Source organism: Pseudomonas sivasensis (assembly GCF_013778505.1).
Taxonomy (GTDB): Bacteria; Pseudomonadota; Gammaproteobacteria; order Pseudomonadales; family Pseudomonadaceae; genus Aquipseudomonas; species Aquipseudomonas sivasensis.
In genome coordinates, this window is the sequence record NZ_JAAOWU010000022.1 from 43,278 (window position 1) to 65,869 (window position 22,592).

Consider the following 22,592-nt stretch of genomic DNA (forward strand, 5'->3'; position numbering starts at 1 on the left):
TGAGGAGAGAAGTGCATGACGCAAGTCACGGTGAAACAACTGGCCGATGAGGTCAAAACACCGGTAGAGCGCCTGTTGCAGCAGATGCGTGAGGCAGGTCTGCCGCACACCGCCGCCGATGAAGGTGTGAGCGATAGTGAGAAGCAGTCTTTGCTGACTCACTTGAAGAGCAGCCACAAGGCGAAAGTGGAAGAACCGCGCAAGATTACATTGCAGCGCAAAACCACCAGCACCCTGCGTGTTGCTGGTAGCAAGAGCATCAGCGTTGAAGTACGCAAGAAGAAAGTCTTCGTACAGCGCAGCCCGGAAGAAATTGAAGCCGAGCGCAAGCGTGAACTGGATGAACGTCGCGCAGTAGATAATGCTGCTCGTCAGAAGGCTGAAGAAGAATCCAAGCGTCGCGCCGAAGAAGAAGCGCGTCGCCAGCCTGCTGCTGCGCAAACTGCTTCGGCTGATGCGGTCGCCGCGCCTAGCGCTCCTGTGGAAGCTGTGCGTGAGGCCGCTCCGGTTGCCGCTGCACCAGCACCTGCTGCTGATGCCCGTAAGCGTGAGGAACCTCGTCGTCCGGACAAACCACGTGCCGACGATAACAATCGTCGCGGTGGTGGTGGCGATGGCGAGCGCAAAAACGCTCCGCATCGTGCTTCGGTCAAAGAGAAAGCGCCTGCTCCACGCGTTGCTCCACGTACTACCGACGAAGAGAGCGATGGCTTCCGTCGCGGTGGTCGCGGCAAGGCCAAGCTGAAGAAGCGCAACGCCCACGGTTTCCAGAGCCCAACCGGTCCTGTCGTGCGTGATGTGCAGATTGGCGAGACCATCACTGTTGGCGATCTTGCCAATCAGATGTCGGTCAAGGCTGCTGAAATCATCAAGTTCATGTTCAAACTGGGTACTCCAGCGACCATCAACCAGGTGCTTGATCAGGAAACTGCTCAACTGGTAGCCGAAGAACTGGGCCACAAAGTGACCCTGGTCAGCGACACCGCCCTGGAAGATTCCCTGGCAGAGTCCCTGAAGTTTGAAGGTGAGACGTTCTCCCGTGCGCCAGTTGTGACCGTAATGGGTCACGTTGACCATGGTAAGACTTCGCTACTCGACTACATTCGTCGTGCCAAGGTAGCTGCTGGCGAAGCCGGTGGTATCACTCAGCACATCGGTGCGTACCACGTTGAAACCGAGCGCGGCATGGTCACCTTCCTCGACACCCCAGGTCACGCCGCGTTTACCGCAATGCGTGCCCGTGGTGCCAAGGCGACTGATATCGTGATCCTGGTAGTTGCAGCGGACGACGGCGTGATGCCGCAGACCATTGAAGCTGTCCAGCACGCCAAGGCCGCTGGTGTTCCACTGGTTGTTGCTGTGAACAAGATCGATAAGCCGGGCGCCGATCTCGATCGCATCCGCAGCGAACTGTCGGTTCACGGTGTGACCTCTGAAGAGTGGGGCGGTGATACGCCATTCGTTTCGGTTTCGGCGAAAGTCGGTACTGGCGTGGACGAACTGCTCGAAGCGGTCCTGCTGCAAGCTGAAGTACTCGAACTGAAAGCAACTCCATCGGCCCCAGGTCGTGGCGTTGTGGTTGAATCGCGTCTCGACAAAGGTCGTGGCCCGGTTGCGACCGTGCTGGTTCAAGACGGTACCCTGCGCCAAGGCGATATGGTGCTGGTCGGTTCGAACTATGGCCGTGTACGTGCCATGCTCGACGAGAACGGCAAGCCAATCAAAGAAGCGGGTCCTTCCATCCCTGTCGAGATCCTCGGCCTGGATGGTACCCCGGACGCTGGCGACGAGATGAGCGTGCTGTCCGACGAGAAGAAAGCCCGTGAAGTGGCTCTGTTCCGTCAAGGCAAGTTCCGTGAAGTCAAACTGGCTCGCGCTCACGCTGGCAAGCTGGAAAACATCTTCGAGAACATGGGTCAGGCAGAGAAGAAGACGCTTAACATCGTCCTTAAATCTGACGTTCGTGGTTCTCTCGAAGCGTTGAACGGCGCCTTGAATGGCCTGGGTAACGATGAAGTGCAAGTGCGTGTTGTCGGTGGCGGTGTCGGTGGTATCACTGAATCCGACGCCAACCTGGCACTGGCTTCCAACGCTGTACTGTTCGGTTTCAACGTGCGTGCTGATGCTGGCGCACGGAAGATCGTCGAGCAGGAAGGCCTGGACATGCGTTACTACAACGTCATCTACGACATCATCGAAGACGTCAAGAAAGCCCTTACCGGCATGCTTGGCAGTGACGTTCGGGAGAATATCCTGGGTATCGCCGAGGTACGTGACGTGTTCCGTTCGCCGAAATTCGGCGCGATCGCCGGTTGCATGGTTGTCGAAGGCACTGTGTACCGTAACCGTCCAATCCGTGTACTGCGTGAAGACATCGTTATCTTCGAAGGCGAGCTGGAATCCCTGCGCCGCTTCAAGGATGACGCTTCTGAAGTACGTGCCGGCATGGAATGCGGTATTGGCGTCAAGAGCTACAACGACGTCAAGGCTGGCGACAAGATCGAAGTCTACGAGAAGGTTCAGGTTGCTCGCAGCCTCTAACTCGCGCACTTCCGGAGCCACGCCGCGTGTGGGCATGCAAATGCCTCGCGCAGCGTACGGACTCTAAACGCAACGCCCGGTCTGGCTTTTGTCAGGCCGGGCGTTTGCCGCTTTCAGACCCCATGGGTTTCACCGTGTGGCAGTAACAGGTAACAAGACATGGCAAAAGAATACAGCCGTACCCAACGTATCGGCGATCAAATGCAGCGCGAGCTGGCCCAACTGATCCGTCGCGAAGTCAAAGACCCACGCGTTGGCCTGGTCACCATCACCGCTGTTGAAGTGAGCCGTGACGTGGGTCACGCCAAGATTTTCATCACCGTGATGGGCCAGGACAACAGCGAAGAAATCGCACAAAGCATCAAAGTGCTCAACTCGGCTGCCGGCTTCCTGCGCATGCAGTTGGCCCGCGAAATGAAGCTGCGCAGTGTTCCGCAGTTGCACTTCCACTACGACGAAAGCGTCGTGCGTGGCGCGCACTTGTCTGCATTGATCGAGCGCGCCGTGGCTGAAGACAGCCAGCATCCGTCCACACCTGAAGACGCCAAGGAGTAAGCGGTGGCTCAGGTCAAACGTATCCGTCGCAACGTCAGCGGCATCATTCTGCTTGATAAGCCCATTGGCTTTACGTCCAATGCGGCGTTGCAGAAGGTCCGCTGGCTGCTCAATGCCGAGAAGGCCGGGCATACCGGTAGCCTCGACCCACTGGCCACCGGCGTACTGCCGCTGTGCTTTGGCGAAGCGACCAAGTTCTCGCAATACCTGCTTGATTCCGATAAGGGTTACGAAACCCTGATGCAACTGGGCAAGACCACCACCACAGCGGATGCTGAAGGTGATGTTTTACAGGTTCGCGACGTGACCGTTGGTCGTGCTGATATCGAAGCCGCTTTGCCCGCTTTTCGTGGGCAAATCAGTCAGATACCGCCGATGTACTCGGCTCTCAAGCGTGACGGGCAGCCACTTTACAAGCTGGCACGTGCCGGCGAAGTAGTGGAGCGTGAACCGCGTTCTGTTACTATTGCGCGCTTGGAATTGCTCGCTTGTGAGGGTGAAACCGCACGACTGGCCGTGGACTGCAGCAAAGGCACCTATATCCGTACCCTGGTGGAAGATATTGGTGAACAGCTCGGTTGCGGCGCGTACGTCGCAGAACTGCGACGCACTCAGGCCGGACCTTTCAGCCTGGCCCAGACGGTTACGCTGGAAGAGTTGGAAGCGGTACACGCCGAAGGCGGCAATGAAGCGGTTGATCGCTTCCTGATGCCATCGGACAGTGGTTTGCTGGATTGGCCATTGCTGCACTTCTCGGAGCACAGCGCGTTCTACTGGCTTAACGGCCAGCCGGTACGTGCCCCGGATGCCCCTAAGTTCGGCATGGTGCGAGTACAGGATCATAACGGTCGCTTTATCGGTATCGGTGAAGTGAGCGAAGACGGGCGCATCGCGCCACGTAGACTGATTCGGTCAGAATGACCGAACGAGTGTGGCTGTTAACAGGCACGGTCAACACTCATTTTTAGATACAGGGATTTGTCCCTGGCCTGTTGAGACTGCCCTTTGGGTGGTTTCCTGAAAAAAGGATTGCCTCATGGCTCTCGACGTTCAAGAAAAAGCACAAATCGTTGCTGACTATCAGCAAGCTGTTGGTGACACTGGTTCGCCAGAAGTGCAAGTTGCACTGCTGACCCACAACATCAACAAGCTGCAAGGTCACTTCAAGGCCAACGGTAAAGATCACCACTCCCGTCGTGGTCTGATCCGCATGGTAAACCAGCGTCGTAAGCTGCTGGATTACCTGAAAGGCAAGGATCTGGGTCGTTATCAGACTCTGATCGGTCGCCTGGGTCTGCGTCGCTAATAAGCGATTGCGCTAGAGGTTGGTTGTCTGCCGTGTGTCAGTGGGATTCCCGCTGGCCCATGGTAGGCTCCCAGCCTCAAGTTTTATCTGGATACACGTTTTACCCCCTGGACAAGGGTTGGGCCGATTCCCGACATTGCCCAAGAATTTCGTAAGAAAACAAGTTCCCCAAGAGCCACAAAGAAGGTAGGACACCGTGAACCCGGTTATCAAAAAATTCCAGTTCGGTCAGTCGACCGTTACCCTTGAGACAGGCCGTATCGCCCGTCAAGCCTCCGGCGCAGTGCTGGTTACCGTTGATGACGACGTCACCGTGTTGGTGACCGTTGTTGGCGCCAAGACCGCTGACCCGAGCAAAGGCTTCTTCCCTCTTTCTGTTCACTACCAGGAAAAGACTTACGCTGCCGGTAAGATCCCTGGCGGTTTCTTCAAGCGTGAAGGCCGTCCTTCCGAGAAAGAAACCCTGACTTCCCGACTGATCGACCGTCCGATCCGTCCGCTGTTCCCAGAAGGCTTCATGAACGAAGTGCAGGTTGTCTGCACCGTCGTTTCCACCAGCAAGAAAACCGATCCGGACGTCGCTGCGATGATCGGTACTTCGGCTGCCCTGGCTATCTCCGGCATTCCTTTCGATGGCCCTATCGGGGCTGCCCGCGTTGCTTTCCACGAGAGCACCGGCTACCTGCTCAACCCAACTTACGAGCAACTGAAAGCATCGAGCCTGGACATGGTCGTTGCCGGTACTTCGGAAGCCGTATTGATGGTTGAATCGGAAGCTAAAGAGCTGACCGAAGACCAGATGCTGGGTGCTGTACTGTTTGCTCACGACGAATTCCAGGTTGTGATCAACGCCGTTAAAGAACTGGCTGCTGAAGCCGCCAAGCCTACTTGGGCCTGGGCTCCGCAAGCCGAAGCTACCGAACTGCTGGGCGCTATCCGCTCCGAGTTCGGCGCCGCCATTTCCGACGCCTACACCATCACCGTCAAGGCCGACCGTTACGCTCGCCTGGGCGAGCTGAAGGACCAGGTTGTTGCCAAGCTTTCGGGCGAAGAAGGTCAGCCATCTTCCAGCGACGTCAAAGCTGCATTTGGTGAAATCGAATACCGCACCGTTCGCGAGAACATCGTTAACGGCAAGCCACGTATCGACGGTCGCGACACTCGCACTGTGCGCCCGCTGAATATCGAAGTTGGTGTTCTGCCGAAAACTCACGGTTCGGCACTGTTCACCCGTGGCGAAACTCAGGCTCTGGTAGTCGCGACCCTGGGTACTGCCCGTGACGCACAACTGCTGGACACCCTGGAAGGCGAGAAAAAAGACCCGTTCATGCTGCACTACAACTTCCCTCCGTTCTCGGTGGGCGAGTGTGGTCGTATGGGCGGCGCTGGTCGTCGCGAAATCGGTCACGGCCGTTTGGCGCGTCGTTCGGTTCAGGCCATGCTGCCTGCTGCTGACGTGTTCCCTTACACCATCCGTGTTGTGTCGGAAATCACCGAGTCCAACGGTTCCAGCTCCATGGCTTCCGTTTGTGGTGCTTCCCTGGCACTGATGGACGCTGGTGTGCCGATGAAGGCACCGGTTGCCGGTATCGCCATGGGTCTGGTTAAAGAAGGCGAGAAGTTCGCCATCCTGACCGACATCCTGGGTGACGAAGACCACTTGGGCGACATGGACTTCAAAGTAGCCGGTACCGCTAAAGGTGTTACCGCGCTGCAGATGGACATCAAGATCAAAGGCATCACCGAAGAAATCATGGAGATCGCTCTGGGCCAAGCCCTGGAAGCGCGCCTGAACATCCTCGGCCAGATGAACCAGATCATTGGTCAGTCTCGCACCGAGCTGTCGGAAAATGCTCCGACCATGATCGCTATGAAAATCGACACCGACAAAATCCGTGATGTTATCGGTAAAGGTGGCGCGACCATCCGTGCGATCTGCGAAGAAACCAAGGCTTCGATCGATATCGAAGACGACGGTTCGATCAAGATCTTCGGCGAAACCAAGGAAGCGGCTGAGGCAGCACGTCAGCGCGTTCTGGGTATCACAGCTGAGGCCGAGATCGGCAAGATCTACGTCGGTAAGGTTGAGCGCATCGTCGACTTCGGCGCATTCGTCAACATCCTGCCGGGCAAAGACGGTCTGGTTCACATCTCCATGTTGAGCGACGCTCGTGTTGAGAAAGTGACCGACATTCTGAAAGAAGGTCAGGAAGTGGAAGTGCTGGTGCTGGACGTGGACAACCGCGGCCGCATCAAGCTGTCCATCAAAGACGTAGCAGCAGCTAAGGCTTCGGGCGTTTAATTACCCCTGGCTTATGCTGAAAGAAAGGACCCTTCGGGGTCCTTTTTTTATGGGCGAGGGAAAGTGAAGTGAAATCAGCCGTTTAGCCCTCTGCAAAAGCCGCAACTTGCATGCAGGCATGATGGGCTTCATGCAAGTTGCACGATTCCGGAAATTAGCATTATTGTTAAGTCATTGTTTTATAAGGATTTAATTTAGAGCTTCGACTTGGCACACTGCCTGCAATATCCCTGTTAACGCTGCAGCATCAAGGTTTACGTACTGCAGACTTTTAATAAAACAGGAGTTACTCGTATGAAGAAGTTCGCTCTCGCTACTGCTACCGCTCTGACTCTGGCCATGGGTGCTAACGTAGCCTTTGCTCAGACTTCCCAAGCCCCTATGACGTTGGCGGCTGGCGAAGCTACCAAGGCTAAGGAAAGCGTTTCGGATACTTGGATCACCACCAAAGTTAAATCCGACCTGCTGACCGAGAAGGGCATTCCTGGTTCGGACATCAAGGTTGAAACCAACAAAGGCGTGGTTTCCCTGTCCTCGACAGTCGCTATCTCTGACGCACAGAAAGCTACTGCTGTCTCGATCACCAAAAAGATCAAAGGCGTAACCGCTGTTTCCGCTGATGGCCTGATGGCTGGCGGTGCTACCAAAGCAGACGGTATCGATAAAACCAAAGGCGCCGCTCATGACGCCAAAGAAACCACCAGCGACACTTGGATCACCACCAAGGTAAAAGCTGACCTGGTTACCGAGAAAGGTATTCCTGGCACCGACATCAAAGTCGAAACCAACAAAGGCGTTGTTTCCCTGTCGTCGACTGTAGCTGTTACCGACGCACAGAAAGCCACCGCCGTAGCAATCACCAAGAAAATCAAAGGCGTTAAAGCTGTATCGGCCGACGGCCTGAAAGCAGAGTAACGCTCGACAGTTCGTTTGAATTAAGCGGCGGCCACGAGTGAGTTAGATATCCACTCAAATGCACCTCTAAGGTTCATGCGACTGACCATATGGATGTGGTCATTACAGGCCCCGGCACTTGTGTCGGGGCCTGTTCTATTTCTGGTGCCGGTGGTTATTCAGCATCCAGATGCATAGGCGTTACAACGCGACCATCTTTCTCCGCCTGTCCCAGGTGGGCATCAATGAAGTACACGCGGTCGTCTTCCAACTGGCCCTTATCCACCAAGTAGTCTTTGATAGTGCTCGCGCGGTCCTGACCGAGTTGGCGCAGTAGCACGTCGCTGTTGCTCCAGAACTTGATCACGCCGTCACGCAGCTTGGCCGTGCGGTCATCGCGGCTCAGGTCTTTCCACTCCGCCGGTGGCTGTTGTTTCACGCGGATGCGGTAGATGCCTTCGAGCAATGGCGCTTTTTCGCTTTCCGGGACTTCCAGCAAGGACGCCTGGGCCGGAACCTTGTCGCCACGGCGCTGCAGGATTTTGTAATAGTTGTACTGGTATTCACGTTCCAGACGTTGCGCTGCGAGGAAGGGGCCATCGCTGTTGGCAGCGGCCGTGCCTTCAATTTCCAGGCGTAGGGCAGGGCGTTCCTTCAGCGCTTTAGCCAGGGTGTTTAGCGCGCTTTCGGCGTCTTTGTTCAACTCACTTGAGCCGGCAGCGAAGGACACGTTGCTCAGATCTTCCGCTCCGCCGCCGGTGACCAGCCCGCCGATGAACTTGAACGGTGCGGTCGCTGCACGCACCACCAGGTTACGCAGGGTCTGCCACACAATCGGCATCACGCTGAATTGCGGGTTATTCAGGTCACCGGTCACCGGCAGTTCGATGGAGATCTTGCCGTCAGTGTCTTTAAGCAGGGCGATTGCCAAGCGAATCGGCAAGTCCACGGCATCGGCGCTGTCGACTTTCTCACCCAGTTGCAGTTGCTCGACCACCACTTTGTTCTCGGCCTTCAGCTGGCCCTTGGTGATCACATAGTGCAGGTCCAGGTTGAGGCGTCCCTTGCGGATACGGAAACCCGCGAACTTACCTGAGTAGGGCGTCAGGGTCGTCAGCTCGACACGCTTGAAGCTGGTGGCGATATCCAGCGCCGCCATCGGATCGAACGGGTTCACGCTGCCTTTGATCGTCACTGGCGCGTAACGGTCCACCTTGCCCTTGATGTCGACGCTGGCTGGTTTGGCCTGACGGCTGTCAATCGTGCCGATCTGCCCGTTGAGCTGTTGGATGGCAGTGGCGAAGTTGGGTGTCAGGCTGAAGTCGGCAAAGTTGGCCGAGCCATCGTTGATCGCAATCTGCCCGATACGAATGCCCGGGGGTTTATCTTTGCTTGCCGCAGGCTTGGGGGCCGACTTGGCGCCACTGTCGGCCGGCTGCGGGATCAGCAGGTCATCGACGTTGGTGGTGCGGTCATCGTTGATCATGAACCGCGCATATGGTTGCAGCAGGTTGACCTTGTCGATCGACAGGCTGTCGCCGTGCTGGTAGTTCAGGCCCTCGACGACCAGACGCTGCCATTTCAGGAAGTCACGTGTCTTGAGGGTGTCCAGGGTATGCAACTGGTCGACCTGCGCTCGGCCGGTAATCTGCAGCGCCAGGGGCTCGGTGCTCTTCAGGTTCACGTCGAGGTCACTGCCGAGCATGCCGCTACGCAGCTCCAAACGGATAAATGGGCTGATATAGGACTGGGCAACCCGTAGGTCAATATCTTTGGTGGTGACCTTCAGCTTGGCGCTGACTGGGTTGAGGTTGACCACGCCCGTTGCCTGAATCTTGCCTTGCTTGCCCAGGCCGCTGTCGACCTTGAGGTTAAAGGGGCTCTGGTTGAGGCTGTCGAAATTCTGTACATCCACATTCAACGGGCCCAGCTCCAGCGCTACCGCAGGTTTGGCCTGACGGTCGGCCAGATGTACTTGATAGTTGCGCAGTTGCACGTCTTTGAGCAGCACTTGCCAAGGCTTGCTTGGCGCAGTCGGGGCAGGCTTTGGAGAGTCGGCTGTAGCTGGCGCAGTGGCAGGCTCCGGCGCCTTGGCTGGTTTGCTCGGTTGGCTGGCGAACAGTTTCTGCCAGTCCAATTGCCCATCGGCCTCACGAGCAGCCCAGGTCTCCAGCTTATTACTGCGGATCTTGCCGACCACCACTTGCTGCTTGGCGAGGTCCACCGTGGTCTCGCTGACGTCCAGGCGTTCCAGGCGCACCAGCGGGCGGCCATCCGGTGCCTTTAGAGCGAACGGCGCGATGCTGGCGGCGGTGTTGGTCAAGTTCAGTTCGGTTTCTTTGGCCAGGCTGAATTTGTAGTCGGTGCTGAAATTGAGCACACCGTCTTCGAGTACCAGGGGGAGCGCGTCACGCACATATGGCCACCAGGCTTTCATCTTGCCGTCAGTGACCTTTAGCGTACCTTCGGACGTGATCGGCACCAGGCTGAAGTTGCCTTTCCAATCAATTTGACCACCTTCAGGGCCTGCCGCGACCAGAGTCATATCGGCGTTGTCTTCAGGCAAGGTGCTGAGGTTTTTCAGCTCGAAGTCGAGTTTGTTGTAGAGAAATTCGATAGGTTCGCTGGGGCGCAGATCTTGAAAGTGCACATAGCCGCCTGCCAGCTTGATGCTGTCGATACGCAGTGGGAACGGCTTGGCATTGGGGTCGGCAGGGGAGGGTTCGCTTGCAGGGAGCTTGAACAACTGCGCCAGGTTCAATTGGCCAGACTTGTCGAACAGCAGCTCCGTCTTGGGCTGATCCATTTGCACATCGGCCAAATGCAGTGCCCGGGTCCACAGGCTGTCAATCTGCAGATTGGCGTAAAGGCGCTCGAAGCCCACCTGTTCCTTGCCGGGTTCGCCAATCTTCAAGCCCCATGCGGTGACTTCCAGGCTGAAGGGATTGAGTTCAATGCGCTCAAGCCGCGCCGGCACCGTGGCGTAATGGGCCAATTGTTGGTTGGCAACGCGAAGGGCGATGCCCGGCAGAATCAAAAAGCCCAGCAAACTGTACAGGGCAAGGGCGGTCAACAAGGCGCCAGTGGCGCGAATCAATCCTTTGGGCATGGGGCGGCGCCATCTATATCGAACAGGAGTGCCTTGGAGTATGGCACGGGTTTTCGGTTCCGAAGAGCCGGGGCGTTGGGACGCTTCCTACAGCTGGAGTATCAGCGTTTTCAAGGGGGGCTGCTGATCCTGTGAGGGAAAATCCGCACCCGGCGTCATGATTTGCCAGTCGCGCACTGGGCGACCGGCTTTCTCCGCGCATCGCAGGACCTGCTCGCGCCAATCCTCCATGCTGACCTTTGCCAGGTTGTTGCAGCAGATCAGCACACCGTTGTCAGCAGTCGCGAGAAGTGCGGGCTTGAGCAGGCTCTGGTAGTCGCGCAACAGGTCGACGGTGCCGAACGCGCTCTTGGCCCAGGCCGGAGGATCGAGCAGCACCAAGTCATATTGACGCTGTTCAAGACGCGGGTAGCTCGGCAGTTTCTGCCCGCGCCGCTGGGTGATCGGCAGCCCGGCCAGTTGGCGAATCGCCGGAAAGAAGTCCGACTGCACGAACTCCATACTCGGCAGCTGCGGGTTGAGCTGGCCGTTTTCACGCCCGACCGCCAGGTTGCCTTCCGCGAAGTCCAAATTGCACACCTCACGCGCGCCGCCAGCGGCGGCGCTCAGGCCCACGCCGCAGGTGTAGGCAAACAGGTTCAGTACGCTTTTACCGGCGCTGTGATCTTTGACCCAGCCGCGGGTATTGCGCAGATCGAGGAACAGCAACGGATCCTGCCCGGCATGGCGCCCGCGAACACGGTAATTGAGGCCCCATTCGTGCCCGACCATGTCTTCCAGTGCTGCGGGTTCGGCTCGGTATACCGTGTCTTCGCGGTCGATCCGCGAATTGCCGCGGGAGCGGTCGTTGTACACGAGCAGCAACTCCAGGCCCAGGTACTGGTTAATCAGTTGATGCAGGTCCAGTAGGTCTGTGGTTTCCAGCGACTGGTGGAAGCTTTGCACCAGCAACTGCGGGCCATAACGGTCAATGGTCAGGCCGCCGGCGCCCTCCTGGCTGCCGTGGAACAGGCGATAGCAATCGGTGCCCTGGGCATGCAGCTCGTTGATCAGGTCTTGGCGATGATCGAGGGCGGCGCGCAGCGCCTGATTCAAGGGAGACATGGAGCGCGCCTGGCTGTAAATGAGGGCGCGAAGTTTAACAGCTATGGTGCCTTGCCTACACCAACCCCATCCGCCTGTGTGCCCGTTGCACCGAGCCATTGCGCATCGCCCAGCGCAATAACGGCGCGCTACGCTTGACCCCTGCACGGATCATCTGACGTTGCAGCGGGTTCTGATGCTGATCGAGCATGGTGCTGGCCCAGTCTGGCAGCAGATCGATCCCGGCCTGCATCATCAAGAAGCCAAACGGCTTGGCTAAAGTACTGGGCGAGGGGGCGTTCAGCAGCAGGCGCAGTACTTCGCGGCTGCGTTCGTCACACAGCAATTGCGGACGGATACGCTCCAGATAATCGGAAATTTCCTGCCGCGAGCGCGGTACATGCCGCGCCCCCAAGCGCTCCGCCACCAGGGCGATTTCGCTGTAGTAACGATCTTGATCGCGGCTAGACAGAGTCGGGTTGCGATAGCGCAAGTGAGCGGCCATAAAGTTGCTCACCTCGGCTACATGAACCCAAGTCAGTAGCTCGGGATCGCTCGCCGAATAAGGCCGTCCATCCGGCGCATGCCCGACCACCTGCAGGTGGATGGTGCGCACTTTTTCGATCAGCCAGTCGGCGTCTTTGCGCGAACCAAAGGTAGTACCTGAAATGAACTGCGAGGTACGCCGCAGGCGCCCGAGCATGTCCTGGCGAAAGTTCGAATGGTCCCAAACGCCGGCCAGGGCCAGTGGGTGCAAGGCTTGCAGCATCAATGCGCTGATGCCGCCGATCAGCATGCTGCTGAAGTCACCATGGACTTGCCAACTGACCGAGTCTGGCCCGAACAGGCCGGGATCGCCCTTGGGGTTTTCCAGGTCCAGTTGCCCCAGTGACAAGCCGGTGAGGCTCATCAGCTGGGTTTCGATACGGCTGCGGATAAATTCCATGGCGGCTCAGGTTTTCCTAGCGGTTCAGGCGTTTGTCGATCAGGCCGTCCACGACGCTGGGGTCGGCCAGGGTCGAGGTATCACCAAGACTGTCGAGTTCGTTGCAGGCGATCTTGCGCAAGATCCGGCGCATGATCTTGCCTGAGCGGGTTTTCGGCAGGGCCGGTGCCCATTGGATCAGTTCCGGCTTGGCAAAGCTGCCGATTTCCTTGCTGACCAGCTCAAGCAGGTGTTTTTTCAGCGCATCGCTGGGTTCCACACCGTTCATGGGCGTGACGAAGGCGTAGATGCCCTGGCCCTTGACGTCGTGGGGGTAGCCCACCACAGCGGCCTCGGCCACTTGGTCATGCAACACCAGCGCACTTTCCACCTCGGCGGTACCGATACGGTGGCCGGACACGTTGATCACATCGTCGATACGCCCGGTGATCCAGTAGTCGCCGTCTTCATCGCGGCGCGCGCCATCTCCGGTGAAGTAGTAACCGGGGTAGGGTTTGAAATAGGTGTCAATCATGCGCTGCGGGTCGCCGTACACGCTGCGGATCTGTCCCGGCCAGCTTGATTTAATGGCGAGTACGCCGCTGCCGGCACCGGTGATGACCTTGCCTTGCTCATCCAGCAACACCGGTTGCACACCAAACATCGGTTGAGTCGCGCAGCCCGGCTTGATCCGCTGGGCGCTGACTAACGGGCTGAGCATGATGCCGCCGGTCTCGGTCTGCCACCAGGTATCCACAATCGGGCAGCGTTGTTCGCCCACAGCGTTGAAGTACCAGTCCCAGGCTTCCGGGTTGATCGGCTCGCCCACGCTGCCCAATAAACGCAGGCTGGCGCGGGAGGTGCTTTCCAGTGGTCCGTGGCCCTCACGCATCAACGCGCGCAGGGCTGTCGGCGCGGTGTAGAAAATATTCACCTGGTGTTTATCGATCACCTGCCAGAACCGCGAGCTGTCCGGGTAGCTCGGCACGCCCTCGAACATCAGTGAGGTCGCGCCATTGGCCAGCGGGCCATACACGATATAACTATGGCCGGTGACCCAGCCCACATCGGCGGTGCACCAGAACACCTCGCCGTCACGGTAGTCGAGTACGTACTTGAAGGTCATCGCTGCCTGCAGCAGATAACCGCCGGTGGTGTGCAACACGCCCTTGGGTTTACCGGTGCTACCGGAGGTGTAGAGGATGAACAGCGGGTCTTCGGCGTCCATCGGCTCTGGCGGGCAATCGTCGCTCGCAGCGTCAACGGCCTGCTGGTATTTGAGGTCGCGGCCTTCGCTCCAGTTCACGTCGGCACCGGTGCGTTGCACCACCAAGACGGTGCTGACATTCGGGCAACTGGCCAGGGCCTTGTCGACATTCTGTTTCAAAGCCACGGGCTTGCCGCCGCGCACGCCCTCATCGGCGGTTATCACGGTACGGCAGTCGGCGTCGAGAATGCGGTCGCGCAGGGCGTCCGGCGAAAAACCACCAAACACGACCGAGTGCACCGCGCCAATCCGCGTGCAGGCCAGCATGGCGTAGGCCGCTTCCGGGATCATCGGCATGTAGATGCACACCCGGTCACCTTTCTTCACGCCACGGCTTTTCAGCACGTTGGCCAGGCGGCAGACGTTTTGATGCAGTTGACGGTAGGTGATGTTGGAAGACTTTGTCGGATCATCGCCCTCCCAGATGAAGGCCGGCTGATCGGCGCGTTGCACCAGGTGACGATCAATGCAGTTGTAGCTGACGTTCAGTTGGCCACCGGCAAACCATTGGGCGGCGCCAGTGTTGATGTCCGAGTGTTGAACGGTGTGCCATGGGGTCATCCAGTCGAGAAAGCTCTTGGCCTGTTCAGCCCAGAAGGTGTCCGGTTGTTCGATGGATTGGCGATAGAGGCGGTGATAGTCCTCTTGACTGAGTTGCGCAGCCCGGCGGACGGCATCGGCGATGGGAAACGTGCTGATATCGAACATGAGCGATCCTTATTCTTGTTTTTGCGACAAGTCATAAAGATGCACCCTGTGTGGAGAGGGTTCAAGGCCAACGTCCAAAAGGACGTTGGCCTTGCTATACCTGCATCAGCCGCGGTGACGGCCGCGGAAGTAGTTGATCAGACCCTGGGTCGAAGCGTCCTCAGCCAAGGTTTCTTCGGCGCCGGTCAGACGGTTGTAGACGCCTTTGCCGAGCTCTTTACCCAGTTCAACGCCCCATTGGTCGAACGCGTTGATGCCCCAGATCACGCTTTGTACGAACACTTTGTGCTCATACATGGCAACCAGCGCGCCGAGGCGACGCGGGCTGATGCGCTCCACCACCAGGGTGTTGCTCGGACGGTTGCCCGGGATCACCTTGTGCGGGGCCAGCTTCTGCACTTCGTCTTCCGGGATGCCCTTGTCGCGCAGCTCGGATTCAGCTTCGCTGCGGGTCTTGCCGAGCATCAGTGCCTGGCTTTGGGACAGGCAGTTGGCGTACAGCCACTGATGGTGGTCGGACACCGGGTTGAAGCTGACGATCGGCACGATGAAGTCGGCCGGGATCAGTTGGGTGCCTTGGTGCAGCAACTGGTGGTAAGCATGCTGACCGTTGCAACCGACGCCACCCCAGATCACTGGGCCGGTGTCGGTGGACACCGGTTTGCCGTCTTGGCGCACGCTCTTGCCGTTGGATTCCATGTCCAGCTGTTGCAAGTGCTTGGTGATGTTACGCAGATAGTGGTCGTACGGCAGGATCGCATGGCTCTGCGCACCCCAGAAGTTGCCGTACCACACGCCCAGCAGGCCAAGCAGCACTGGCATGTTTTGTTCGAATGGCGCGTTCTGGAAATGCTGGTCCATGGTATAGGCACCGGACAGCAGTTCCTTGAAGTTGGACATGCCGATGGCCAGTGCGATTGGCAAGCCGATGGCAGACCACAACGAGTAACGGCCGCCGACCCAGTCCCACATCGGGAAGATGTTTTCTTCGCGAATACCGAAGGCCACGGCTGCCGCGTTGTTGCTCGACACGGCGATGAAGTGGCGATACAGCTCAGCTTCCGAGCCACCTTGGGCCAAGTACCAGGCACGAGCGGCCTGGGCGTTTTTCAGGGTTTCTAGGGTGTTGAAGGACTTCGACGAAACGATGAATAGCGTGGTTTCGGCGCGCAGCTTCATGGTCAGCTCGTGGAACTCGCTGCCATCGATGTTCGCCAGGTAATGGCAGCGCACGCCTTTGTGGGCGTAGGACAACAGCGCTTCGGAGACCAGCTCCGGGCCGAGGAACGAGCCACCGATGCCGATGTTCACCACGTCGGTGATCGGCTTTTCGGTGTAGCCGCGCCACAGGCCGTCGTGGATGCGGCCGACCAGGTCGGTGATCTGGTTCAGCACCTTGTGCACGTCCGGCATGATGTTCACGCCATTGACCGACAGCTTGTCACCCACTGGGCGGCGCAAGGCGGTGTGCAGGGCCGGGCGGCCTTCTGACGAGTTGACCGGTTCGCCAGCGTAGAGCGAGTTGATCGCGTCCTTGAGGCCGACTTCCTCCGCCAGCCCTACCAGCAGGTCGCGGGTTTCGCTGGTGATCAGGTTTTTCGAGTAATCGAGGAAAAGTCCGCAGCTGCTCAAGGTGAATTGGGAAAAACGCTGAGGATCGGCATTGAACGCTTCACGCATGCTGAAATCCTGCATGGCTTGGCGATGTTGATTGAGCGCTTGCCAGGCGGGCAGAGCGGTAACGTCATGAGGGGTGCGGTAGTACGCCATCGCTGCGGGTTTCCTTTTATTACGGGGACTGCCTTTAGGACACTTCATAGCCCGGAACATCCAGTCTTATCTCAAGCATTGGGTTCCAGACAGCGCTAACTATAGCGCCGGGCGATTACATTAAACCTAGCGTGTCGATATGTCTTGGCTTTGTCTGCGCTGTGGCCGGTACTTTTTTATACCGGCACAGCGAGCAGGGCAACAGGCGGGGTGTTCAGCGAGGTTTAATTGAGGCTCAGATGCAGGTTGTCGATCAACCGAGTCGTGCCCAGGAAGGCTGCCACCAGGATCACGATGTCCTTGTCCTCAGGGGTTGCCGGGCGCAGATGCACGCCCTGGCGCACTTCGAGGTAATCCACGCGCAGCCCGGCAGCTTCGATCTGCTTGACCTGTTCGGCGCGCAGCGTGGCGAAGTTGTGGTCACCGTCCTTGATGGCTGCGGCAATCTGGCTGAGGCTGCGATACAGCACCGGCGCGATCCCGCGTTCCTCTTCGCTGAGAAAACCGTTGCGCGACGACAGCGCCAGGCCATCTTCGGCGCGTACGGTGGGCTCACCGATGATCTGAATCGGCATGTTCAGGTCATGGACCATGGCGCGAATCACGGCCAGTTGCTGGTAATCCTTTTGACCGAACACGGCCATGTCCGGCTGGACCATGTTGAACAGCTTGCTGACCACGGTCGCCACGCCTTCGAAATGCCCGGGACGGCTGGCGCCGCACAAGCCTTCGGACAGTTGCGGGACGCTGACGCGGGTCTGGCCGGTCATGCCGCCGGGGTACATTTCCTCGACGGTCGGTGCGAACAGCAGGTTGCAGCCGGCTTGCAGTAGCTTTTCCTGGTCGGCGGCGAGGGTGCGGGGATACTTGTCCAGGTCTTCACCCGCGCCAAATTGCAGCGGGTTGACGAAGATACTCGCGACGACAAAGTCCGCTTGCTGAACAGCCTTCGTCACCAGGGTTGCATGGCCGCTGTGCAGGTTGCCCATGGTAGGTACGAAGCCAATGCGTTTACCCGCCTTGCGGGCGTGGGCGACGGCGGCGCGTAGTTCGCGTACGGTTCTTACGGTGTTCATGCAGAGAATCCGTGTTCGGCGCCTGGGAAGGTCACGCCTTTGACTTCGGTAACGTACGCGCTCAATGCCGCGTGGATGCTGTCCTGGCCGGTCATGAAGTTCTTCACGAACTTCGGCACGCGACCCGTGATCGACAGGCCGAGCATGTCGTGCAGCACCAGCACCTGGCCATCAGTGGCCGAGCCCGCGCCAATGCCAATCACCGGCACTTTTACGGCTTGGGTGATTTCTGCAGCGAGTTCGCTGGGCACGCACTCAAGCAGGATCATTGCAACGCCGGCCTGTTCCAGGGCGATGGCATCGGCACGCATCTGGCGTGCCTGGGCTTCGTTGCGACCTTGTACCTTGTAGCCGCCGAGAAGGTTTACCGACTGTGGCGTCAGGCCCATATGTGCGCACACCGGCACGCCGCGTTCAGCCAGCAAGCGAATCGACTCGGCGAGCCACAGTGCGCCCTCCACTTTGACCATGTGTGCGCCGGCGCGCATCAGTTTGCCTGCGTTGAGGAAGGTCTGCTCAGTGGTGGCGTAATCCATGAACGGCAGGTCGGCGATGATGAAGGCGCCGTCGTTACCGCGCTTGACGCTGGCAGTGTGGTAAGCCAGTTCATCGGTGGTAACGGGCAGGGTGCTGTCATTCCCTTGAAGAACCATGCCCAGGGAGTCGCCTACCAGCAACACTTCAACCCCGGCTTGGCAGCTGGCGTGGGCGAAGGTGGCGTCATAGCAGGTCAGCATGGTGATTTTTTCACCTTTGAGCTTGAGGCTCTGCAAGGTGGTCAGGGTAATGTCTGGCATGAAAAGGGTCCTCGTTCAGGCGCTTGGAAACAGCGAGTTACGCGCGTGAGTCTTCGTTTATACAGGCGCACTGTCTTGAGAGCAGTGCTTATAAGGCCTGGATTGCGCCCTTTAGCGCCGGGTTGGCGGCAGCGGGACGCCTATAGTCGTGAGGAGGACACGGGAAGTCAATTGGATGTGTTACCGCATTGTTACGCGTGGGGTGTTACCGCTGTTACTGACGCGTTTCAGCTGTGTGAGCTGGCTTAAACAATGCGTTCCAGGCCGACGAATGGGCAGGCTTCGAGCAAATCGCGCAGTGCCCTGCCATCGGGTAGCTGCAGGGCCTCAGGTGCCAATTCGGACAAGGGGTAGAGCACAAATGCGCGCAGGTGCATCTGGTAGTGCGGCACCTTCAAACGCGGCTCGTCGATCAGGCGATCGCCAAACAGCAAGATGTCCAGGTCAAGCGTGCGCGGGCCCCACCGTTCAAGGCGTTCGCGGCCCTGGTCATTCTCGATGGCTTGCAGCGCACCCAGCAGGTCCAGGGGCGCCAGGCTGCTGTCCAGGGCGGCGACCGCATTGGTGTAGCGCGGTTGGCCCGGGAGCAGGGAGTCACTTTGATAGAAGGCAGAGACGCCGAAGACGGTGGTGTCTGGCAAACGCGCGAGCGCTTCGACAGCGCTGCGCAATTGTTGCTCCGGGGCAGCGAGGTTACTGCCCATGCCTATGTAGATACGTTCCACGTGTTTATTCGCCAGCGGCGCCCGAGGCATCGGCGCTGCGTTTGCGCTTGCTGCCGCTGCGACGACGCTTTTTGGGCCCTTCGCTGGCTCCATCACCTTTGCTGCCGAGGTCGCGGATCATGTCGCGGCGCTGGCTGTCGTTGGCGTCCTGGTAGTCGGTCCACCATTCGCCCAGGCCGTCGGTCTGCTCGCCGGCACTCTCGCGCAGCAGCAGGAAGTCATAGCCTGCACGGAAACGCGGGTTGTCCAGCAGCAGGTCGGCGCGTTTGCCGCTGCGGCGGGGCAGGCGTTCCTGCATGTCCCAGATTTCGCGGATCGGCATGGTGAAGCGCTTCGGAATAGCGATGCGCTGGCACTGTTCGGTGATCAGTTCGTGCGCGGCTTCCTGCATTGCCGGAATCGGCGGCATGCCACGGTCCTGCAGGCGCAGTACGCGTTTTGGCAGGGCTGGCCACAACAGGGCGGCAAACAGGAACGCCGGGGTGACCGGTTTGTTCTGCTTGATGCGCAGGTCGGTGTTGATCAACGCTTCGCTGATCAGCGTGTGCGTATAGGTAGGGTTGTACTCCAGTGCTTCGGCGCTGGCCGGGAACAGTGGGTCGAACAACTCCAAGTCCACGAGCATCTCGAAGGTGTCGGCGGCGTAGCCCGAGAGGAACAGCTTGAGCACTTCTTCGAACAGACGTGCCGAAGGGATTTCCCGCAGCATTGGTGCCAGTTCCCGAATCGGCGCGGCGGTGTGTTTTTCGATGCCGAAGTTGAGCTTGGCGGCAAAACGCACGGCCCGCAGCATGCGCACCGGGTCTTCCTGATAGCGCTGTGTTGGGTCGCCGATGAGGCGAATCAGGTTGTTGCGGATGTCGTGTACGCCGTTGGCGTAATCGAGGATGCGCTCGCTGACCGGGTCGTAATAGAGGGCATTGATGGTGAAGTCGCGGCGTTGCGCGTCTTCTTCAAGAGTGCCATAGACGTTGTCGCGCAGAATGCGCCCGCTCTCGTTGCGGGAAGACTGATTGGTATCTTCCTCTTCATCGTTTTGCGGATGACCGGCGCGGAATGTCGCGACTTCAATGATTTCGCGACCAAAGTGGATGTGCACCAACTTGAAACGCCGACCGATGATGCGCGCATTGCGAAACTCGGCGCGGACCTGCTCGGGCGTGGCGCTGGTGGCGACGTCGAAGTCCTTGGGCGTGATATTGAGCAGCATGTCGCGTACGCACCCACCCACCAGATAAGCCTGGTAGCCGGCGTTCTGCAAACGTTCGACGATGTTCACCGCATAACGGCTGAATTGAGCGCGCTGCAATGAATGCTGATTGCTGTTAAGCACTTCAGGCGTGCTGCGAATGTGTTGCGTACGACGCAAGGGAGAACGGAATGACTGGAACAACTTCTTCAGCATGGGATGCACTGTTTGAAGGAATGTTCGGCCATAACGAAGAATGACCGCATGATGGGTCGGGATTCTAGCATTTAGTCAGGGGATGGTGTAGGAACAAGCTACAGGCATTGCGCCGCAAGCCTTTGAGCACCAAATTCCAGAAACTACAAGGGGAGCCGAAGCTCCCCCAGAAGTAGTTGCGTGCTCTATTTTTATTATTGGTTGCGGGCTTCTTGTTTTTGTTGATCGCCCTCGCCACGAAGCTTCACCTTCATGACACTCCCAATCGGGAGTCAAGAGCAAACGGATTGCTTTGGTCGCTGTGTTGCTGATCTATGATCCAACCAGTTCAGGCTCTGCCTTAGGGCAGTTTTTATTGTTCTCGGCCTGGTTGCGGGGCAAGCCCCAAATGCAACGCCTCTCCAAAAGAATCAGTTAGCTGCGCCTCCGCCGTGTTGTTTTTATTATGCGTGAGTCGATTCGTCTTATTTTTATTGTCTTGTACAAAGCTTGTTATTGTTTTTGTACTAAGCATATAGCAGGGTGCGTGCCAACTTTTGCAGTGCCTAGTAAAACCGGGGGGTTGAGGGGTTTTCGGGTTTTTGACGGACCAAAAAAAGCCGGGGCTTCGTTACCGTAAGCCCCGGCTTTTGTTACGCAAAAAATCAGCGGTAACAGTTTTTTCACATCATTGGGTGTTACCTAAGGGGGCGCACCCTCAGCTTTCGCTGGCCACACCGGTCTTGCGTCGTGGAATACCCAGGCGCTGGCGCCGTTCCCACAGGCATTTACGGCTCACGCCCAGTTTGCGTGCCAGTTCGGTCTCGGTCATGTGGTCCTGATGCTCAAGGACGAAATGCTGGAAGTAGTCTTCCAGTGACAAATCTTCCGTCGGCTCATGGCTGGTATTGCTACCGCCGCCCGGTGTCGGGGCGAGGCCGATGAAGTCGTCATCCTCCAAGTCACTGAGTTCAATATCGATACCCAGCAGCTCGGCGGAAATTTCTGGGCTCTCCGACAGGATCACCGCGCGCTCCACCGCATTCTCCAGCTCCCGCACGTTACCCGGCCACGAGTAATGCCGAATCGCTTGCTCGGCGTCCGGCGCGAACTTGAGGTCGGTACGGTTGATGCGCGCACTCTGGCGCAGCAGGAACGCACTGGCTATCTCGTTGACGTCGGCGCCACGCTCACGCAGGGCCGGCAATTTGAGCGCGATCACATGCAGGCGGTAGTACAAGTCTTCACGAAACTGACCGATCTTGGCCAGGCTCTTCAGGTCTCGGTGCGTGGCTGCGATCAGGCGCACATCGACCTTCTGCGATTGCACCGAACCTACCCGGCGAATCTCGCCTTCCTGCAACACGCGCAGTAATCGCGCTTGTGCTTCCAGCGGCAGTTCGCCGATCTCATCGAGGAACAGCGTGCCACCGTCCGCCGCTTCCACCAGGCCCGCGCGTCCGGCGCTGGCGCCAGTGAACGCGCCTTTTTCGTGGCCGAACAATTCGGATTCGATCAGGGATTCGGGGATCGCCGCACAGTTCACCGAGATCATCGGTGCTTTGGCGCGCTTGGAGAGGTTGTGCAGGGCGCGGGCCACCAGCTCCTTACCGGTGCCTGACTCGCCCTGGATCAATACATTGGAGTCCGTAGGTGCCACTTTGCGAATCTTGCTGTACAGGTCCTGCATCGGTGGGCAGGAGCCGATGATGCCGATTTCCCCATTGCTGTTGTCGACGCCCGGTTTGTCGGCGGCTTTGCTGGCGGGGCGCTGCTCGGCCGGCGCGCTGCTGGCCGACTGACGGTCACGCAGGATGCGCGCGACGGCCTGGAGCATTTCATCGTGGTCGAAGGGTTTGGCGATGTAGTCCACCGCGCCCATCTTCATGGAGTCCACCGCAGAGCGCAGGCTCGCGTAGCTGGTCATGATCAGCACTGGGGTGCCCTGGCCAAGCTTGATCAGCTCGGTGCCCGGTGCGCCAGGCAGGCGCAGGTCACTGACAATCAGGTCGAACGTGGGAATGCTGAAACGCTCTTGTGCTTCCTGCACCGAGCCGGCTTCGCTGACTTGGTACTGGTTACGTTCAAGCAGGCGACGCAAGGCAGAGCGGATAATGGTTTCGTCTTCGACGATCAAAATGTGCGGCATT

16 protein-coding genes are annotated in these 22,592 nt (G+C 58.5%); 6 read left to right on the plus strand and 10 right to left on the minus strand.

All coding sequences use genetic code 11. The annotated features are described in order from the left end of the window. Positions 1 to 15 precede the first annotated feature (15 nt). The 6 genes from infB to G9Q84_RS25820 all read left to right on the plus strand — a co-directional run bounded on the left by infB (position 16) and on the right by G9Q84_RS25820 (position 7,619). Positions 16 to 2,541 carry a translation initiation factor IF-2 gene (gene infB / locus G9Q84_RS25795; RefSeq protein ID WP_032884720.1) on the plus strand — a complete coding sequence of 842 codons (2,526 nt, stop codon included), beginning with the start codon at positions 16 to 18 and terminating at the stop codon, positions 2,539 to 2,541. Positions 2,542 to 2,700: 159 nt separating this feature from the next. Beyond that, positions 2,701 to 3,096 carry a 30S ribosome-binding factor RbfA gene (gene rbfA / locus G9Q84_RS25800; RefSeq protein WP_003176137.1) on the plus strand — a complete coding sequence of 132 codons (396 nt, stop codon included), beginning with the start codon at positions 2,701 to 2,703 and terminating at the stop codon, positions 3,094 to 3,096. Between the two features lie 3 nt (positions 3,097 to 3,099). Further along, positions 3,100 to 4,017, plus strand: a complete 918-nt coding sequence (gene truB, locus G9Q84_RS25805; RefSeq protein ID WP_032884721.1) for a tRNA pseudouridine(55) synthase TruB — start codon at positions 3,100 to 3,102, stop codon at positions 4,015 to 4,017. Positions 4,018 to 4,132: 115 nt separating this feature from the next. Continuing rightward, positions 4,133 to 4,402 (plus strand): 30S ribosomal protein S15, encoded by a 270-nt coding sequence (gene rpsO / locus G9Q84_RS25810; protein WP_003177875.1) that lies wholly within the window; start codon positions 4,133 to 4,135, stop codon positions 4,400 to 4,402. A 196-nt stretch (positions 4,403 to 4,598) separates the two neighbouring features. Beyond that, the gene (gene pnp, locus G9Q84_RS25815) at positions 4,599 to 6,704 is read left to right on the plus strand and encodes a polyribonucleotide nucleotidyltransferase (protein ID WP_095186251.1); all 2,106 of its coding nucleotides are present in this window, start codon (positions 4,599 to 4,601) and stop codon (positions 6,702 to 6,704) included. A 294-nt stretch (positions 6,705 to 6,998) separates the two neighbouring features. Then, on the plus strand, positions 6,999 to 7,619 hold the full coding sequence (locus G9Q84_RS25820) for a BON domain-containing protein (RefSeq protein ID WP_032884723.1): 621 nt from the start codon (positions 6,999 to 7,001) through the stop codon (positions 7,617 to 7,619). Positions 7,620 to 7,773: 154 nt separating this feature from the next. Here the strand turns inward: G9Q84_RS25820 and G9Q84_RS25825 are convergent, their stop codons facing one another. The 10 genes from G9Q84_RS25825 to G9Q84_RS25870 form a co-directional block, all read right to left on the minus strand. Further along, the gene (locus G9Q84_RS25825; protein WP_181644297.1) at positions 7,774 to 10,707 is read right to left on the minus strand and encodes a DUF748 domain-containing protein; all 2,934 of its coding nucleotides are present in this window, start codon (positions 10,705 to 10,707) and stop codon (positions 7,774 to 7,776) included. 87 nt (positions 10,708 to 10,794) lie between these two features. Beyond that, the gene (locus tag G9Q84_RS25830) at positions 10,795 to 11,811 is read right to left on the minus strand and encodes a class I SAM-dependent rRNA methyltransferase (RefSeq protein ID WP_181644298.1); all 1,017 of its coding nucleotides are present in this window, start codon (positions 11,809 to 11,811) and stop codon (positions 10,795 to 10,797) included. 55 nt (positions 11,812 to 11,866) lie between these two features. Beyond that, positions 11,867 to 12,736, minus strand: coding sequence for an oxygenase MpaB family protein (locus tag G9Q84_RS25835; RefSeq protein ID WP_181644299.1), 870 nt, complete (start codon positions 12,734 to 12,736; stop codon positions 11,867 to 11,869). Positions 12,737 to 12,752: 16 nt separating this feature from the next. Beyond that, positions 12,753 to 14,690 (minus strand): acetate--CoA ligase, encoded by a 1,938-nt coding sequence (gene acs, locus G9Q84_RS25840; protein ID WP_122755955.1) that lies wholly within the window; start codon positions 14,688 to 14,690, stop codon positions 12,753 to 12,755. A 105-nt stretch (positions 14,691 to 14,795) separates the two neighbouring features. Beyond that, positions 14,796 to 16,460, minus strand: coding sequence for a glucose-6-phosphate isomerase (gene pgi, locus G9Q84_RS25845; RefSeq protein WP_095186254.1), 1,665 nt, complete (start codon positions 16,458 to 16,460; stop codon positions 14,796 to 14,798). 224 nt (positions 16,461 to 16,684) lie between these two features. Continuing rightward, on the minus strand, positions 16,685 to 17,536 hold the full coding sequence (gene panC, locus G9Q84_RS25850) for a pantoate--beta-alanine ligase (RefSeq protein WP_122755954.1): 852 nt from the start codon (positions 17,534 to 17,536) through the stop codon (positions 16,685 to 16,687). After that, a complete protein-coding gene (gene panB / locus G9Q84_RS25855; RefSeq protein WP_122755953.1) occupies positions 17,533 to 18,333 on the minus strand; it encodes a 3-methyl-2-oxobutanoate hydroxymethyltransferase in 801 nt (266 codons plus the stop codon). Before panB ends, panC begins: the two co-directional genes overlap by 4 nt. Before the next feature lie 245 nt (positions 18,334 to 18,578). After that, complete coding sequence (gene folK / locus G9Q84_RS25860; RefSeq protein ID WP_122756025.1) at positions 18,579 to 19,058, minus strand: 2-amino-4-hydroxy-6-hydroxymethyldihydropteridine diphosphokinase; 480 nt, start codon at positions 19,056 to 19,058, stop codon at positions 18,579 to 18,581. A gap of 4 nt (positions 19,059 to 19,062) precedes the next feature. Further along, entirely contained in the window at positions 19,063 to 20,463 is a 1,401-nt protein-coding gene (locus tag G9Q84_RS25865) for a polynucleotide adenylyltransferase PcnB (protein ID WP_032884738.1), read from the minus strand. A gap of 697 nt (positions 20,464 to 21,160) precedes the next feature. Then, positions 21,161 to 22,591, minus strand: a complete 1,431-nt coding sequence (locus G9Q84_RS25870) for a sigma-54-dependent transcriptional regulator (protein WP_032884739.1) — start codon at positions 22,589 to 22,591, stop codon at positions 21,161 to 21,163. Position 22,592 lies beyond the last annotated feature (1 nt).

Bases quoted from the DNA above. Each gene is read 5' to 3' on its own strand.
- infB (WP_032884720.1), top strand. From the start codon at position 16: ATGACGCAAGTCACGGTGAAACAACTGGCCGATGAGGTCAAAACACCG.
- rbfA (WP_003176137.1), top strand. From the start codon at position 2,701: ATGGCAAAAGAATACAGCCGTACCCAACGTATCGGCGATCAAATGCAG.
- rpsO (WP_003177875.1), top strand. From the start codon at position 4,133: ATGGCTCTCGACGTTCAAGAAAAAGCACAAATCGTTGCTGACTATCAG.
- G9Q84_RS25820 (WP_032884723.1), top strand. From the start codon at position 6,999: ATGAAGAAGTTCGCTCTCGCTACTGCTACCGCTCTGACTCTGGCCATG.
- G9Q84_RS25825 (WP_181644297.1), bottom strand. From the start codon at position 10,707: ATGCCCAAAGGATTGATTCGCGCCACTGGCGCCTTGTTGACCGCCCTT.
- G9Q84_RS25830 (WP_181644298.1), bottom strand. From the start codon at position 11,811: ATGTCTCCCTTGAATCAGGCGCTGCGCGCCGCCCTCGATCATCGCCAA.
- G9Q84_RS25835 (WP_181644299.1), bottom strand. From the start codon at position 12,736: ATGGAATTTATCCGCAGCCGTATCGAAACCCAGCTGATGAGCCTCACC.
- acs (WP_122755955.1), bottom strand. From the start codon at position 14,690: ATGTTCGATATCAGCACGTTTCCCATCGCCGATGCCGTCCGCCGGGCT.
- pgi (WP_095186254.1), bottom strand. From the start codon at position 16,460: ATGGCGTACTACCGCACCCCTCATGACGTTACCGCTCTGCCCGCCTGG.
- panC (WP_122755954.1), bottom strand. From the start codon at position 17,536: ATGAACACCGTAAGAACCGTACGCGAACTACGCGCCGCCGTCGCCCAC.
- panB (WP_122755953.1), bottom strand. From the start codon at position 18,333: ATGCCAGACATTACCCTGACCACCTTGCAGAGCCTCAAGCTCAAAGGT.
- G9Q84_RS25865 (WP_032884738.1), bottom strand. From the start codon at position 20,463: ATGCTGAAGAAGTTGTTCCAGTCATTCCGTTCTCCCTTGCGTCGTACG.
- G9Q84_RS25870 (WP_032884739.1), bottom strand. From the start codon at position 22,591: ATGCCGCACATTTTGATCGTCGAAGACGAAACCATTATCCGCTCTGCC.